This window comes from Variovorax paradoxus (assembly GCF_030815855.1).
Taxonomy (GTDB): Bacteria; Pseudomonadota; Gammaproteobacteria; order Burkholderiales; family Burkholderiaceae_C; genus Variovorax; species Variovorax paradoxus_M.
On sequence record NZ_JAUSXG010000001.1, the window covers coordinates 4,236,081 to 4,251,936 of the forward strand.

At 66.8% G+C, this 15,856-nt stretch carries 14 protein-coding genes and 1 pseudogene; 10 read left to right on the plus strand and 5 right to left on the minus strand.

Annotation, left to right across the window (positions count from 1 at the left end; genetic code table 11):
• Window positions 1-3 precede the first annotated feature (3 nt).
• Window positions 4-1,440 (minus strand): bifunctional UDP-N-acetylglucosamine diphosphorylase/glucosamine-1-phosphate N-acetyltransferase GlmU, encoded by a 1,437-nt coding sequence (gene glmU, locus QFZ42_RS20355; RefSeq protein ID WP_307702704.1) that lies wholly within the window; start codon window positions 1,438-1,440, stop codon window positions 4-6.
• Between glmU and QFZ42_RS20360 the strand changes: the two genes are divergently transcribed.
• Window positions 1,439-2,326 (plus strand): DUF6279 family lipoprotein, encoded by an 888-nt coding sequence (locus QFZ42_RS20360; RefSeq protein ID WP_307702705.1) that lies wholly within the window; start codon window positions 1,439-1,441, stop codon window positions 2,324-2,326. The two genes, glmU and QFZ42_RS20360, sit on opposite strands and share 2 nt — an antisense overlap.
• Window positions 2,327-2,422: 96 nt before the next feature.
• Entirely contained in the window at window positions 2,423-3,994 is a 1,572-nt protein-coding gene (locus QFZ42_RS20365; protein WP_307704275.1) for a sensor domain-containing diguanylate cyclase, read from the plus strand.
• Between the two features lie 15 nt (window positions 3,995-4,009).
• Here the strand turns inward: QFZ42_RS20365 and QFZ42_RS20370 are convergent, their stop codons facing one another.
• A complete protein-coding gene (locus QFZ42_RS20370; RefSeq protein WP_307702706.1) occupies window positions 4,010-4,711 on the minus strand; it encodes a Crp/Fnr family transcriptional regulator in 702 nt (233 codons plus the stop codon).
• A gap of 159 nt (window positions 4,712-4,870) precedes the next feature.
• On the opposite strand from QFZ42_RS20370, the gene QFZ42_RS20375 reads away from it, so the two are divergent.
• The gene (locus QFZ42_RS20375) at window positions 4,871-5,275 is read left to right on the plus strand and encodes a BLUF domain-containing protein (protein WP_307702707.1); all 405 of its coding nucleotides are present in this window, start codon (window positions 4,871-4,873) and stop codon (window positions 5,273-5,275) included.
• A gap of 51 nt (window positions 5,276-5,326) precedes the next feature.
• On the opposite strand, the gene QFZ42_RS20380 is transcribed toward QFZ42_RS20375, so the two are convergent.
• Window positions 5,327-5,647: a DUF2917 domain-containing protein gene (locus QFZ42_RS20380; protein WP_307702708.1), complete on the minus strand. Its 321-nt coding sequence runs from the start codon at window positions 5,645-5,647 to the stop codon at window positions 5,327-5,329.
• A 165-nt stretch (window positions 5,648-5,812) separates the two neighbouring features.
• Between QFZ42_RS20380 and QFZ42_RS20385 the strand changes: the two genes are divergently transcribed.
• Window positions 5,813-6,796, plus strand: a complete 984-nt coding sequence (locus QFZ42_RS20385) for a LysR substrate-binding domain-containing protein (protein WP_307702709.1) — start codon at window positions 5,813-5,815, stop codon at window positions 6,794-6,796.
• A gap of 104 nt (window positions 6,797-6,900) precedes the next feature.
• Here QFZ42_RS20385 and QFZ42_RS20390 read toward each other — a convergent pair whose 3' ends face one another.
• The gene (locus QFZ42_RS20390) at window positions 6,901-7,518 is read right to left on the minus strand and encodes a 5-formyltetrahydrofolate cyclo-ligase (protein ID WP_307702710.1); all 618 of its coding nucleotides are present in this window, start codon (window positions 7,516-7,518) and stop codon (window positions 6,901-6,903) included.
• 36 nt (window positions 7,519-7,554) lie between these two features.
• On the opposite strand from QFZ42_RS20390, the gene QFZ42_RS20395 reads away from it, so the two are divergent.
• From QFZ42_RS20395 to QFZ42_RS20405, 3 genes are all read left to right on the plus strand, one after another.
• On the plus strand, window positions 7,555-9,558 hold the full coding sequence (locus tag QFZ42_RS20395) for a lytic transglycosylase domain-containing protein (protein WP_373423357.1): 2,004 nt from the start codon (window positions 7,555-7,557) through the stop codon (window positions 9,556-9,558).
• Window position 9,559: 1 nt separating this feature from the next.
• Window positions 9,560-10,123: an MgtC/SapB family protein gene (locus tag QFZ42_RS20400; RefSeq protein ID WP_307702712.1), complete on the plus strand. Its 564-nt coding sequence runs from the start codon at window positions 9,560-9,562 to the stop codon at window positions 10,121-10,123.
• Window positions 10,124-10,225: 102 nt separating this feature from the next.
• Entirely contained in the window at window positions 10,226-10,909 is a 684-nt protein-coding gene (locus QFZ42_RS20405) for a glutathione S-transferase family protein (protein ID WP_307702713.1), read from the plus strand.
• A 14-nt stretch (window positions 10,910-10,923) separates the two neighbouring features.
• On the opposite strand, the gene QFZ42_RS20410 is transcribed toward QFZ42_RS20405, so the two are convergent.
• Entirely contained in the window at window positions 10,924-11,649 is a 726-nt protein-coding gene (locus QFZ42_RS20410; RefSeq protein WP_307702714.1) for an OmpW/AlkL family protein, read from the minus strand.
• A gap of 159 nt (window positions 11,650-11,808) precedes the next feature.
• Here QFZ42_RS20410 and QFZ42_RS20415 point away from each other — a divergent pair.
• The 3 genes and pseudogenes from QFZ42_RS20415 to QFZ42_RS20425 all read left to right on the plus strand — a co-directional run bounded on the left by QFZ42_RS20415 (window position 11,809) and on the right by QFZ42_RS20425 (window position 15,846).
• Window positions 11,809-13,070, plus strand: a pseudogene (locus QFZ42_RS20415) (multifunctional CCA addition/repair protein).
• A gap of 74 nt (window positions 13,071-13,144) precedes the next feature.
• Complete coding sequence (otsB, locus tag QFZ42_RS20420; RefSeq protein WP_307702715.1) at window positions 13,145-13,927, plus strand: trehalose-phosphatase; 783 nt, start codon at window positions 13,145-13,147, stop codon at window positions 13,925-13,927.
• Window positions 13,924-15,846, plus strand: coding sequence for a glycoside hydrolase family 15 protein (locus tag QFZ42_RS20425; protein ID WP_307702716.1), 1,923 nt, complete (start codon window positions 13,924-13,926; stop codon window positions 15,844-15,846). Before otsB ends, QFZ42_RS20425 begins: the two co-directional genes overlap by 4 nt.
• Window positions 15,847-15,856 lie beyond the last annotated feature (10 nt).

Genomic DNA, 15,856 nt, shown 5'->3' on the forward strand with positions numbered 1-15,856 from the left:
GTCTCAGGCCCTGGGTTTTTTCTGCGGCCGCTTCCAGTTGGGAAAGCTCACCGCCTTGCTCCGCGCCACGGTCAGCGCGCCAGGCTCGGTCGACTTGTTCACGGTCGATCCGCCTCCGATGGTGCCACCCGCGCCGATGGTGATCGGCGCCACGAGCACGCAGTTGCTGCCCACGTGCACGTCGTCCTCGATGACGGTGCGGTGCTTGTTCGCGCCGTCGTAATTGGCGGTGATGCTGCCCGCGCCGTAATTGACACGCTGACCCACGCTGGCATCGCCCAGGTAGGCCAGGTGGTTGGCCTTGGCGCCGTCGGCCAGGGTCGAGTTCTTGACCTCGACGAAATTGCCGATGTGCACCTCGGCGCCCAGTTGCGCACCGGGCCGCAGCCGCGCGAAGGGACCGATGAGCGACTTTTCGCCGACGGTCACGCCGGCCTTCTCGCCCTCGATGTGAGTGAAGGGGTGAATCACCGCGCCCGCTTCGATGCGCGCATTGGCAATCACGCAGTTGGCGCCGATGCGCACGCCTTCGCCGAGGAACACCGAGCCTTCGAAGACGCAGTTGACGTCGATCTCGACGTCGGCCTCGCAGGCCAGCGTGCCGCGCAAATCGAACCGCGCCGGATCGGCGAGCCGCACGCCTTGCGCCATCAGCGCATCGGCCTGCCTCGATTGCCACGCACGCTCGAGCGCCGCCAGTTGCGCGGGGCTGTTGACGCCGGCCACCTGCAGGGCATCGGCCGTGACATGCGCCACCACCGGCACGCCGTCGGCGGCGGCCAGCTTGACGATGTCGGTCAGGTAGTACTCGCCCTGCGCGTTGCGGTTGTCCAGCCGGGCGAGCCAGCCCTTGAGCAGGTTGGCGGGCACGGCCATCATGCCGCTGTAGATTTCGCGGATTTCGCGCTGCGCCTCGGTGGCGTCTTTCTGCTCGACGATGGCCGTGACTTCACCGGCGCCCTCCTGCCCTGCGGCGCGGACGATGCGGCCATAACCCGCCGGGTCGTCGAACTCGATGGTCAGCAGCGCGAGGCGCTGGCCGGCGCTCGCGGCAATCAGCGCGCGCAGCGTTTCCTCGCCGATCAACGGCACATCGCCCGACAGCACCAGCACCGTGCCGTCGTCGGGCAACAGCGGAACCGCCTGCTGCACCGCATGGCCGGTACCGAGCTGCGGCTCCTGGCGCGCAAACTGCAGCGCGCCGCCGATGGCGTTGCCGGCGGACATCGCCGCCTCGACCTCGGCCGCGCCATGGCCGGTGACCACCACCACATGGCGGGCGCCGATGCGCGCGGCGGTGTCGGTCACGTGCGCGAGCAGTGCACGCCCGGCCAAACGATGCAACACTTTGGGCAGCCTGCTTTTCATGCGCGTGCCCTTGCCGGCCGCCATGATGACCACGTCGACCGGTCCCTGGTTGTCTTGCGGAATCTGATTCATGCCTCTTTCTACCCGAATGCGTTGCGCCAAGTTGGCGCGGATTATCGGTGTGCTGCTGGTGGCCGCCGCGCTCGCCGCATGCAGCACGGTCAAGCTGGCCTACAACAACCTTCCCGAACTGAGCTATTGGTGGCTCGACGCCTACCTCGACTTCGACGACTCGCAAACGCCCAAGGTGCGCGACGAACTCGCGCACCTGCTGAGTTGGCACCGGCAGAACGAGCTGCCCCGGGTGCTCGGCGTGCTGCAGGAAGCGCAGGCCCTCGCGCCGAGCGACGTGACCGCGGCCGAGGCCTGCCGCATGGCGGACCAGATCCGCGAGCGCCTGCTGGCGGCGGTCGAACACGCGGAGCCGGCCGGCACCGAGCTGGCGCTGAGCCTCACCGACGCGCAGCTACAGCAGCTCGAGCGCAAGTACGCAAAGAACAATGCCGAGTACCGCAAGGAATGGCTCGACCGCAGCGCCACCCACGTCCAGGAGAAACGCTACGAGAAGTTCCTCGATCGGCTGGAAGATTTCTATGGCCGGCTGGCGCCGCAGCAGCGCGACCTGGTGCGGCGGCAGGTCGCGCAATCGGTGTTCGATCCGCGAATGGCCGACGCCGAGCGCCGCCAGCGGCAGCAGGAGGCGCTGGCGTTGCTGCGCGGCTTCAACGTCGCCAAGCCACCGGCGGAAGAAGCGCGTGCAGCCATCCATGCCTACGTGATGCGTGTCGCCGAACCTCCGCCGGGCCTCTGGCGCGAACATCAGCAAGCCCTGCTGCGGGAAGGCTGCAGCAACCTGGCGGCATTGCACAACAGCACCAGCACGAGCCAGCGCGAGCAGGCGGTGCGCCGGCTCCAGGCCTACCAGGACGATCTTCGGCAGCTGGTCGCGGTGCGCTGAATGCCCTCAGGGGGTGCGAAAACGGCTGTCAATCCCCATGGACATGTGTCAAAGTACGACAAAGAGCTTCATGGCTTACTGCTCCGTCAGCACCTGGTGTTCCAACGACCCTCCCTCACCTTTCGCACGACGGCCTTCGTTGCCGCTGTCTGCTGTGCCCTCGTGGCGATCGACTGCTGGAACAGCTGGTACGCGCGTTCGGCCCAGCTCCAGCAGATGCGCGTTGCAACGTCGAACCTCGCGCGTGCCATGGCACAGCAGGCGGACGACACCATCGAGGCGGCCGATTCCGCGTTGCTCGGCATCGTCGAACGCGTCGAACATGACGGAACCGGCCCGGCTGCCGTGGAGCGGCTTCGCAAGGTGCTCGCCACGCAGGTCGACGAATTCCCGCAGCTCGACGGCCTGCACATCTACGACGAAGACGGCAACTGGGTCGCGAATTCCCGACGGACAAAGCCACAGAACCTCAACAATGCGGAGAGGGAGTACTTCGTCTTCCATCGCACGCACGAGGACCGCGGACCGCACATCGGCATTCCGGTGAAGAGCCGAACCAGTGGCGAGCTGCTCGTGCCCGTCTCACGGCGCATCAACCATGCGGATGGCAGCTTCGCGGGGGTGGCGCTTGCGACCGTCGACATCGACTTTTTCATGAAGTTCTACAACAGCCTCGACATCGGTCAGGCTGGCACTGTTTCGCTGGTGCTCGAGAGCGGAACGCTGATGACGCGCCGGCCATACAGCCCCGACGCAGTTGGCACCAACATGCTGGAAACCGAACTTTTCCGCTCCTACGCCGCCCAGCGGCCGGTCGGGACTGCCCTTCTCCAGTCGTCACAAGACGGCGTGAAGCGCCTGAGCAGCTTTCGGCGCCTGGACAACTATCCGCTGTTCGTCGCGGCGGCCTTGTCCGAAGATGAAATCCTGGCCGCCTGGTGGCAGGAGACGCTCTGGCATACCGGCGACGTGCTTCTTCTGGCGTCGATCATCGGTTTCGTGGGATGGCGCCTGGTCAAGCAGATGGAACTGCGGGCCCAATCGGAGGACAAGCTGCGGCAGGCGCGCGACGCGCTGGAGCAGTTGAACCATACCCTCAACGCGCTCGCCATGGAGGACGGCCTCACCGGGCTGGCGAATCGAAGGCAGTTCGACCTGTCGCTCGACAGCGAATTCAGCCGCGCGGTACGCAACGCGAGCACCCTGGCCTTGATCATGATGGATGTGGATTGCTTCAAGCAGTACAACGACATCTACGGCCACGCGGCAGGCGACAAGTGCCTGCAGGCGATCGGCCGCACCGTCGCCGGCCTCGCAACCCGGCGCCCGGGGGACCTGGCCGCCCGGTACGGCGGAGAGGAGCTGGCGGTGCTGCTGCCGAACACCGACGTGGCCGGCGCCGCCGTTCTGGCGGAGCGGATCCGCAGCGCAATCCGCGCCCTGGAGATCGTTCACGCGGGGTCTTCGGATGGCTTCGTGACGTTGAGCGCCGGCGTGGACGCACTCAGTCCCGCGCCGGGAACGGGGCAGTCGAAGCAATTGATCGAGGCCGCGGACCGGGCGCTGTATGCGGCCAAGGCGGGGGGCCGCAACCGTGTTTGCGCTGCGGCCGGTGCTGCAACACCCGCCCTGCCCCTGATGGCGACGGCACTGGCCGGCTCGCGTTAGATCAGTTAGATCAGATCAGATCAGCGGCGTCGGCAGCATCGGCCGCTCGAAATAATCCGCGAGCGTTTCAAGCGCGCGAGGCTCGAGAATGCGCAGCCAGCCCTCGTCGAGCTTGTAAAGCCCGAGCCTTTGCAGCTTGCGCAGCGTCTTGTTGGTATGCACCAGCGAGAGCCCGAGTGCATCGGCCACGTGCTGCTGGCTGAACGGAAACTCGACCCAGCCATCGCGCTCCATGCCCACGCGCTGCGCCCGGCGGTACAGGTGCATCAACAGCATGGCGACACGCTCGGCGGCGTTGCGGCGGCCCGAGGTCACCAGGTTGTCGTCTACTATTTTTTCCTCGCGCGCGGCGAGCCAGGTGATGTCGTAGCCCAGTTTCGGCTGGGCATGAAAGAGCTCCCAGAGCCGGTCGCGCGAGAACGCGCAAAGGGTGGTGTCGGTCACCGCCTCGACGCCGTGCGTCTGGCCGTCGGCGAACTCGTCCTGCAGGCCGATGAAATCGCCGGGCAGCAGAAAACTGAGAATCTGGCGCCGTCCGTCGCTCAGTGTCTTGAAGCGAAACGCCCACCCGGCGTAGAGAGTGAACAGTTGGGCGCTCGGCCGATGCTCTTCGATGATCGCACCGCCGGCCGGAACGCGGCGCGAACCCACCCGGAAAGACTCGATGGTCTTCAATTCTTCGGGCGAGGCCGGCAGGAACGCTTCGAGCTTGCGCAAGGCACAGTCGTCGCAGGGATGGGCTCCGTGGGGCGGCGCTGCGGGGGGCGGATGGTCCTCGAATCTCACGCGCCACTATAGGCCGTTCGCCTGTGTCTTTTGACATTTCGCCGCGCGCGAGAGCTTCCTACACTTCGCACGTTTTCAATCCCCGTTCGCATGACAAAAGAAGAATCGCTTTTCGAAATTTTTTATTGCAGCGTGCTCACGCAAGACCTGCCACCCACCACCGTCGGTGCCATCGTGACCCAGGCCCGCGCCCACAACGCCCGGCACCGCATCACCGGCCTTCTCGTGTTCGACGGCCTGCGCTTCTGCCAACACCTCGAAGGCCCGCGAGAAGCCGTGGAGGCGCTGATGCAGCGCATAGGCCAGGATCCCAGGCATTCCGAGGTCCGGGTGGTCTACCAAGGCGCACTGGCCGCACGGCGCTATACCGGTTTCGGCATGGGCCTGGCCGAAAGCGAAGGCCCCCACCTCATGGCCGGCGTGCACGCGCTGGAGGGCGAAGGCGCGCTGAAGCACTTCCTGGCGCTGCGCCCCAGTTTCGACATCAATGGCTGAAAAAGAAAAAGGCGGCCGAAGCCGCCTTTCCGTCCGTGGGGAGTCGAGCGCTCAGGCCGGATCCCACGAGTAGGTGGCGCCGTAGCCGTCCCACGCTTCCATGACGATGCGCTGGCCAGCGGCCACGCTCAGCGCCTCGCCCGGTGCCAGCACCAGGTCTTCACTGGCGTTGGCCGACGTGGCATCGGGCGTGATCCAGACCCGGCCCTGCTTGACCCGCAACACGCTGGCCGACCGCGCCTTCAGGCTCATTGCCTCGCCGGGCGCAATTTGCCAGGCACCGCGGCGCACGGCCGGCGGAACGGCGGAAGCGGTGCGGGTGGCAGGCGACAGGGAAGCGAGCGATTCGTTGGTGCAGACGGCGGTGGACATGATGAAACTCCTTGGACTTGGCCGAAGTGCGATGACACGGAGGGAGGCAATGGCGCAGTTCGGGAATGAATGATCGTTCTTGCCCTGTTGGCAGTCCAATGAAAACGAAGTAGCCTACTGATTCCGAATCCGCATCAATCGACCGATGCGCCTACTTCCGTATCCATGCAGCATTCGCAAACCCATCTACGCTCCCGCCCCATCTCCGCCGGGCATCTGCGGGCTTTCGAGGCCGTGGCGCGGCACCTCAACTTCCGCGCCGCGGCGGAAGAAATGGCGCTTACGCAGTCCGCGGTCAGCCGCCAGATCCAGTCGCTCGAGGAAGAAGTGGGCGTGGCGCTGTTCCTGCGCCATACCCGGGCGGTCGAGCTCACGAGCGCCGGGGCGCAGCTGCTGCTTGCGGTGCAGCAGTCGCTGCCGCGCATCGATACGGCCGTGCGCCAGATCCGCCAGAGCGCGGGGCGCAAGAGCGTTTCGCTCACCACTTTTGCGTCTTTTGCATCGATGTGGCTCATTCCGCGGCTCGAGGCCTTCCAGCGCGACAACCCCGAAATCGACATCCGCATCGATGCCAGCGACGTGGCGGTCGACCTCGATGTGGCCGACGTCGACATCGCCCTGCGCTACGGCCCGCGCGAAGCCATGCCGGCCACGGCCGTGCGCCTGTTCGGCGAAACGCTCACGCCGGTGGCGAGCCCCTGGCTCCTGAAAAGCAGCCCGCCCATCAGGACACCCGCCGACATTGCCGGCTTCACGCTGATCGAGGCCGGCGATGCGCATCGCACGCACCTCGAATGGCTGACCTGGCGGCGCTGGTTCGAAGTCAACGGGCTGGAGCGGGCGCAGCCCAAGCGCTGGCTCTACTTCAACTATGCCTACCAGATGGTGCAGGCCGCGCTCACCGGCCAGGGCGTGACGCTGGCGCGCAGCTCGCTCATCGCCGAAAGCCTGGCCAACGGCGACCTGGTCGAGGTGCTGCCGCAGCACCGCATGGATTCACCGATGGGCTACTGGCTCATCGCCGGGCCGCGCAATGCGCTGCGGCCGGAAATCAGGGCCTTCTGGGACTGGCTCCAGGCCCAGGCCATCACCACGCGCGAGACCATCGGCGAGGTGCCCGACCCGGACACGGTGGACAACATCGACTGAACGATCCGCCAGAGAGAGGTGGCCGCCGCCGGGCCGCCCCAAGGCGGGCCACGCCTCCCCCTCGGGCGGGGGGTGGAGTTACACGAAGTGAAAAGCCGGGGGGCTCAGGAAGTTGGCCAGACGACGCCGTTGTCGTTGAGGATTGCGTCCAGCGGCAGGTCGTGCGCCTCGGGTTCGTAGTCTTCGAGGAAACCGTTGGTAAAGCCCAGACCTACGGTGAAGGGGCGCGGCTCCAGCGCGGCCAGCGTGCGGTCGTAAAAGCCGCCGCCGTAGCCCAGCCGATAACCGCCTGCGCTGTAGCCCACGCAGGGCACGAACAGCAGCGTGGGCACGATGAGTTCGGTGTCCTTGGGCTTGGGAATGCCGTAGGCGTCTTCTTCCATCTGGCAACCGGGGTACCAGGCGTGAAAGGTCAGCGTCTTGTGCACCTTGTTCATCACCGGCAGCCCGATGCGGCGACGCTGCGTCTCCTCCATCAGCTCGCCGTCTTCTTTCCAGCGATGCAAGGCGGGCAGCGGGTCGAATTCGCCCTTGATCGGCCAGTAGGCGCCAATCACGGTGTCGGGCCGGCCGACCAGCCAGATCCGCATCACACGCTGCAGAAGGTCGGCCCTGGCAAGGCGGTCGGGCAGGGCCAGGCGTTGCTCGATCAGTGCTTTTCGCAGCTGATCCTTGAGAAAACTCACGGTCGCCGAGGTGTCGGCATCCTTTGACTTGTCCATAATCCCCCGATGCAGTTCCCAAGCATTTTGGCATCCATGCGCCATCGCCCGCACCGTGCAGCGCACGCAGTCGTTTTTTCCGCCGTTCTGGCCGCCGCCGCACTGCTTTTGCAGCAGCCCGCCGTGGCGCAGACCAACAGCAACGACGACGTGCTCATCCAGATGAAGCAGGCGTTCCAGCGCGGCGACAAGGGCCGCCTTGCCGCCCTGCTGCCGCAGGCGCGCGGCCATGCGCTCGAACCTTGGGCCGCCTACTGGGAACTCAAGGCCCGCCTCCAGGAAGCCGCGCCGAACGAGGTGCAGGACTTCTTCGCCCGCTACCCCGGCACCTACCAGGAAGACCGGCTGCGCAACGACTGGCTGCTGCTGCTGGGGCAGCGCCGCGACTGGGACGGCTTCTCCTCCGCCGTGGCCGGTTTCCGCATGGGCGACGACCCGCAGGTGCGCTGCTACGCGGTGCTGGTCGAGTCGCTGCGCTCCGGCAGCGCCACGCAGGCCCAGGCCGACGAAGTGCGCCGCAGCTGGTTCGCCCAGAAAGAGGCGGACGACGGCTGCCTCACCGCCGCCGACCGCATGGTCGCGGCCCGCCTGATGTCGACCAACGACGCCTGGAAGAAGGCGCGCCTGGCGATGGAGGCGAACCGTCCGCAAGCTGCGCGCGGCGCCGTGACCATCGCCGCGCCCGATGCACTGCCGCTGTTCGAAGAACTCAACGCCAGCGCGGCCAAGTTCCTGACCGGCCGCGCCTTCGTTGCGGCCAAGTCGCGCAAGGAACTGGTGGTGCTCGCGCTCATCAAGATCGCGATGGCCGACCCGGAACAGGCCGCATCCCAACTCGACAGCAAGTGGGGCCCGATGCTTTCCGCCGAAGAGCGCAATTGGCTCTGGGGCACCATCGGCCGGCAAGCCGCCAGCAAGCTTTCGCCGCTGGCCGGAAGCTACTTCGCCAACGTCACGAAGAACGGCGACCTGACCGACGACATGCTCGGCTGGCGCGTGCGCGCCGCGCTGCGCTCCGGTCAATGGAAGGAAGTGGCACCCGCCATCAACGCGATGAGCGAAACGGCGCAGCTGGAGCCGACCTGGGTCTACTGGAAGGCGCGCGCACTCAGCACCGCGGGGGGCGACGAGCGCCGCGCCGATGCACGCGAGCTCTACCAGAGCATTGCCGGCACGCGCGGCTTCTACGAGATGCTGGCGCTCGAAGAGCTCGGCCAGCGCACCGTCGTGCCCACCAAGCCCGCACCGCTGACGCCCGAAGAAAAGGCCGCGGCCCGCGGCAACATCGGCCTGAACCGCGGCCTCTACGCCATTGCCATCGGCTTGCGTTCCGAAGGCACGCGCGAATGGAACTACGCCACCAACCTGCATGACAAGGGCGGCATGGACGACCGCGCGCTGCTGGCCGCCGCCGACTTCGCCTGCCAGCGCGAGGTGTGGGACCGCTGCATCAACACCAGCGAGCGCACCAAGGGCGTGATCGACGTGGAGCAGCGCTTTCCCATGCCCTTCCACGACACGGTGCTGCGCAAGAGCCAGGACATCGGGCTCGACCCGGCCTACGTCTACGGCCTGATCCGCCAGGAAAGCCGCTTCGTCATGGACGCGCGCTCGGGCGTGGGAGCCTCGGGCCTGATGCAGGTGATGCCTGCCACCGCCCGCTGGACGGCGCGCAAGATCGGCATGAACGACTTCACGCCAGGACAGATCAACGACCGCGAAACCAACATCACCATCGGCACCAACTACCTGAAGCTCGCGCTCGACGACTTCGACGGCTCCATGGCGCTGGCCGCGGCAGCCTACAACGCCGGCCCGGGCCGGCCGCGCAGCTGGCGCAACGGCCCGGTGATGGAAGCCGCGATCTGGGCCGAGAACGTGCCCTTCAACGAAACGCGCGACTACGTGAAGAAGGTGCTCGCCAACACCACCAACTACGCCGCCATCATCAGCGGCAAGCCGCAGTCGCTGAAGGAGCGTCTGGGCCGCGTGGGCCCGCGCGACGCGGCCGAGCCCGAACCGAACAAGGACCTCCCTTGAAATGAGCTGGGGCGACGAGGTCCTGGACACCATCGCAGCCGAGTTCTCCGATGTGGGCGATGTCGCCCAGCTCACGCGCATCGTCGTGCGCCTGATGCTCGCGGCGGTCATCGGCTTCATGCTCGGCTTCGAACGCGAGCAGCAAGGCAAGGCGGCCGGCGTGCGCACCCACATGCTGGTGGCGATCGGTTCGGCGCTGTTCGTGTTGATTCCGCAGCAGACCGGCATCATGCCGGCCGACATGAGCCGCGTGATCCAGGGCCTGGTGGCAGGCGTGGGCTTTCTCTGCGCCGGCACCATCCTCAAGCAGGGCAAGGACGAGCATCAGGTGCAAGGCCTCACCACCGCCGCCGGGCTGTGGATGACGGCCGCGATCGGCATGGCCTGCGGGCTCGGCCGCGAGGTGACCGCCGTGTTGAGCGCACTGCTTGCGCTGGCCGTCCTCTCCCTGGTGCCGCGCCTCGTGAGCCTGATCGAGCGCATGGTCGGACCGCCGCGCGGCGAGAGCAAGGACGACGGCGCGCCCCGCTTGATCGCCTCACCCGAAGACCGGCCGCCGCGCTGAGAAAAGAAAGCGCATCAATTCGCGCAAGCTTCGGCATCAATCCGCACGCTCAGCCCGGCTAGCATCGAAGGCTTTTCTCTTCCGAACCCGCAGGATCACACGATGCGCAAGCTCTACATCGGCAACAAGAATTACTCGTCCTGGTCCATGCGGCCCTGGGTGCTCATGAAGCAGGCCGGCATCCCGTTCGAAGAAGTGAAGGTGCGCTTCGACTCGTTCGACGCCGATTCGCAGTTCAAGAAGACCATCAGCACTCTGAACCCGGTCGCCAAGGTGCCGGTGCTGGTCGATGGCGACCTGGTGGTGTGGGACACGCTCGCCATTGCCGAATACCTGGCCGAGACCTTTCCCGACAAGCAGCTGTGGCCCCGGGGCGTGGCTGAGCGAGCCCGCGCGCGCAGCGTCTGCGCCGAAATGCATTCGGGCTTCGGAAACCTTCGCACTCTGTGCGGCATGAACATCGAAGCCTCGCTGGCCGACGTCGGCGCGCAACTGCTGAAGGACAACCCAGGCCTGCAAGACGAGGTCGACCGCATCGTGCAGATGTGGACCGACCTGCTCGCCGCGCATGGCGGCCCGATGCTGTTCGGCGAATTCGGCAATGCCGACGCCTACTTCGCACCCGTCGGCTCGCGCATCAAGACCTACGGGCTGCCGGTGCCGCCCGCCATCTCCGCCTACATCGAGCGCGTGCAGGCCCTTCCCGGCATCAAGGCTTGGATCGACGATGCCTTGGCCGAGAAGGACTTCCTGCCGTTCGAGGAGCCGTACCGCAAGGCGCGCTGAAGCGCCTTCCGTTTTCAGAAGCGGTACGTCGCCGACAGGTAGGTGACGATCGGATTCAGCTTCAGCCTGGCCTCGCTGATTCCCACCGGCACGCCGGTGATCGTCGTGGTCGTGAGCTTGGCCGTGGTCTTCAGCGGAATGTAGGACACCGAAAACGACACGCCCCAGTGCTTGTCGATCTGGTAAGCCACACCGGCATTGAGCACGGGCGCGAACGAACTGTCGAGCTTGGCGGTGGTCGACGTGGAGAGCGGCCGCTGGCGCAACTGGCTGCCGAGCGCGCCCTGGAGCTCAGGCGTCAGCTTGACGTCGCTGTACCAGACATAGGTGGCCCCGAGGCCCACGAAAGGGCGCCAGGCCGAGTTGCCTTCGTTGAAGTAATACTTGCCGAGGATGGTGGGGCTCCATTGGCGCGCTTCGCCCAGTTCGCCGAGGCGGCCCAAGGTGCCGGTGCCATCGAGCTTGAACTTTGGCGGGACGCCGAACACGCCCTCGACGGCCCAGTGGCTGTCGATGAAATAGACGGCGCTCAAGCCCAGCGTGTCCGAATCCTTGACCGATGCACCCGAGCCGGCCAGCACGCTGCGCACCGGCGCCGTCAGGGTCAGAGGCTTGCTCGAATCCTGCGGCGAAAAATGGAGCCAACCCGCGCCCACCACCCAGTCTCCCGCGTTCTGCGCCAACGCGCTTCCGGATGCCAGCGCGCCCACGGCTGCCAGCGCAAACATCGTTTTCTTCATCGTTGATTGCTCCTTTTGGTTTAAAAATCCGTAACGAAGAGGCTTCGCTGCGAGCACCACTCCTTTTGAGGCAAACCAGCGAACGAATGCCAATCCGCCCGCAATTATCGAACGGTCGTTCTATTTTTATCTCTGAGGGGTATCCCTACACTGGACGCCATGAAAACCTATCTCGTCGGCGGTGCGCTGCGTGACCGGCTGCTCGGGCGACGGGTGTCCGACCACGACTGGCTGGTGGTGGGCGCCACGCCCGAGGAAATGACGGCGCGCGGCTACCTGCCCGTGGGCCGCGACTTTCCGGTGTTCCTGCACCCGCAGACCCGAGAGGAATACGCGCTCGCCCGCACCGAGCGCAAGAGCGCTCCCGGCTACCGGGGCTTCACCGTGCATGCGTCGCCCGATGTCACCCTGGAGCAGGACCTGGCGCGGCGCGATCTCACGGTCAACGCCATTGCGATGCCCGCGGAGTTCGTTCAGGCCGACGGCAGTTTCGAGCCCGATCCTGAAAAACTGGCCGACCCGTTCCAAGGCCGGCGCGATCTGCAGAAAAAGCTGCTGCGCCATGTCACCGACGCCTTCCGCGAAGACCCCGTGCGCATCCTGCGGGTGGCGCGCTTCGCGGCGCGCTTCGAGGATTTCTCGGTCGCGCCCGAAACCATGGCCCTGATGCGCGAGATGGTCGAGGCCGGCGAAACCGATGCGCTGGTGGCCGAGCGTGTCTGGCAGGAACTGGCGCGCGGCCTGATGGAAATCCGCCCCTCGCGCATGTTCGAGGTGCTGCGCGGGCCTGCGGTGCGCTGGCCGTGCTGCTGCCCGAGGTCGACAGGCTCTGGGGCGTGCCGCAATCCGCGGAACATCATCCCGAGGTCGACACCGGCGTGCACCTGATGATGGTCATCGACACCAGCGCGAGGCTTGAAGCGCCGCTGCCGGTGCGCTTCGCCTGCCTGATGCACGACCTGGGCAAGGGCACGACGGAACCCGAACTGCTGCCGCGCCACGCCGGCCACGAAAAGCGCAGCGCCGAGTTGCTGCAGGCGGTGTGCGACCGCTGGCGCGTACCGCTCGACGTCCGCGAACTCGCCGAGGTGGTGGCACGCGAGCACGGCAACATCCACGCCAGCGGCGAACTCGATGCGCCCGAACTGGTCCGCCTGCTGGAACGCTGCGATGCCTTCCGCAAGCCGGCGCGCTTCGCCGACGTGCTGCTGGCTTGCGAGTGCGACTCGCGCGGCCGGCTCGGATTCGAAGACCACCCCTATCCCCAGCGCGGCCGGCTGCTCGCGGTGCTCTCCGCGGCGGCTGGCGTGGCAACTGACGCGGTGGCGCGCACGGCTCAGCAGTCAGGCGCCACGGGGCCTCAGATCGGGGAGGCGATCCACCGGGCGCGCGTCGAGGCCGTGGCGGCGTCGCTGAGCTGAAACCCGCCCGGCGCGGCATACGTCCGACTTTGGCCGACACGGGAAATGCAAGGCCCGTGTTATGGTTTTCGCCGATGCCAATGTCCTCCCAGTTGCCTCCTCCGTTGGGCCGAGATACAGCCCTTTTTCTCGACTTCGACGGCACGCTGGTCGCGCTCGCCCCCACCCCCGAGGCGATCGAGATTCCTCCCGCATTGGTGGCGCTGCTCGAAGACCTGCGCGACCAGCTGGGCGGCGCCCTGGCCGTGGTGTCGGGCCGCCAGATCGATGCGATCGACCGCTTCCTTGCGCCGCTGCGGCTGCCGGCCGCCGGCGAACACGGCGTGCAGCGGCGCGACTCGAAGGGCCGCATGCAGGAGCAGCACGCCCCCGATCTCGTGCCCATTCTCGACATCGCCAACGAACTCGCGCGCGTGCATGAAGGCCTGCTGGTCGAACGCAAGCACGCGGCCATCGCCCTGCACTACCGGCTCGCACCGCAGCTGGAAGCCGTGTGCCGCGATGCCATGTCGCGCGCGATCACCGGGCGGCCCCATTTCGAACTCCTGCACGGCAAGTTCGTGTTCGAGGTCAAGCCCACGGGCATCAACAAGGGCATCGCCATCGAGGCGTTCATGAACGAGGCCCCGTTTGCCGGGCGCATGCCGGTTTTTGCGGGCGACGACACCACCGACGAGAGCGGCTTCGCGGTCGTGCAGCCGCGCGGCGGCGTCGGCATCAAGGTGGGCTCGGGACCGAGCCTGGCGCTTCACCGCCTCGAATCGCCGCGCGCGGTCTACGAATGGCTGGTCCAGCTGCGCGACCAATTGGCTGCGCCGGAACACAATAAAAACGATTCCCCGAGGAGTGCTGGATGAGCGAGTTGCAACTGTCGAAGGCACCCGAGGACCGCGCGGGCATTTCGCTCTCCGGCGCTGCCGGCCCCGCCGACCAGGCACCGGTCAACCCGCGCGCTGCGGCTTCGGCGGTGCCGCGTGGCTTCGGGCCGCCGGCCGAGCCCTCGCTCAACGTCGGCGTGATCGGAAACTGCGCCTACAGCGCGCTCATCGACGCACGTGGGCGCGCCGTGTGGTGCTGCCTGCCGCGCTTCGACGGCGATCCGGTGTTCAATGCCCTGCTGCACCCCGGCGAGGACGCCGGCGCCTGGGCCATCGAAATCGAGGACTTCGCCTCCAGCAAGCAGTGGTACGAACCCAATACCGCGGTGCTGCGCACACAGCTGTTCGACAGCGCGGGCCAGGGCATCGAGATCACCGACTTTGCGCCGCGCTTCTACAGCCGCTCGCGCTACTTCCGCCCGCTGATGATGGTGCGCCGCGTGCGGCCGATTGCCGGCGCGCCGCGCATTCGCGTGGCGCTCGATCCGCGCTTCCAGTGGGGTGCCTCGGCGCCGATCGAGGTCACGCGTGGCAGCAACCACATCCGCTACGTGGGGCCTGACCTCACGCTGCGGCTCAACACCGACGCATCGATTTCGCACATTCTTTCGCGCCAGGCTTTCGTGATCTCGCGCGAGTACAACTTCATGTTCGGTGTCGACGAAACCCTGCTCGACGGCATTGCCGACACCGCGCGCAGCTTCGAGCAGGAAACCATTTCCTACTGGCGCACCTGGAGCAAGCGGCTCGCGATTCCGTTCGAGTACCAGGACGCGGTGATCCGCGCCGCCATCACGCTCAAGCTCTCGCTCTACGAAGACACCGGCGCCATCGTCGCGGCCATGACCACGAGCATTCCCGAGGCGCCGGGCAGCCAGCGCAACTGGGACTACCGCTACTGCTGGCTGCGCGATGCCTTCTTCGTGGTGCGCGCGCTCAACTCGCTGAGCGAGGTGGGCACCATGGAAGACTACCTGCGCTGGCTCGGCAACGTGGTGATCGGCTCGCACGGCGAGCACATCCAGCCGCTGTACGGCATCGGGCTGGAGCGCGAACTGCCCGAGTCGATGGTCGACAACCTCGCAGGCTACCGCGGCATGGGGCCGGTGCGCGTGGGCAATCAGGCGCAGGAGCACTTCCAGCACGACGTCTACGGCAACATCGTGCTCGGCGCCGCGCAGGCTTTTCATGACCACCGCCTGCTCGCCCGCGCGGGCGTGGCCGAGTTTCCGCACCTCGAAGCCGTGGGCGAACAGGCGATCCGCGTGTATGGCACGCCCGACGCGGGCATGTGGGAGCTGCGCACCCGCGCCCGCGTGCACACGAGCTCGGCACTGATGAGTTGGGCCGCCTGCGACCGGCTCGCCAAGATCGCGCGTGCGCTGGAGCTGCCCGAGCGCGCGGCCTATTGGCACGGGCACGCGGCGCGCATGAAAGAAGAGATCCTGGCCAAGTCGTGGTGCGAGGAGCGGCAGGCTTTCGCCGAAAGCTTCGGCGGCCACGAACTCGACGCCAGCATCCTGCTGATGGTCGAGGTGGGGCTGATCGACGCGCGCGACCCGCGCTTCATCTCGACGGTCGATGCCATGGAGAAGTCGCTCTGCGACGGCCCCTACATGCGCCGCTACGAAGCCGCCGACGACTTCGGCAAACCCGAGACCGCCTTCAACATCTGCACCTTCTGGCGCATCGACGCGCTCGCCAAGATCGGCCGCAAGGCCGAGGCCCGGCAGATCTTCGAGACCATGCTGGCGGCGCGCAATCCGCTGGGCCTGCTCTCGGAAGACACGCATCCGGTCACGGGCGAAATGTGGGGCAACTTTCCGCAGACGTACTCGATGGTCGGCATCATCAACGCGGCCGTGCGGCTGTCGGCGCCGTGGGACTCGTGCATATGAGCGCCGCGCC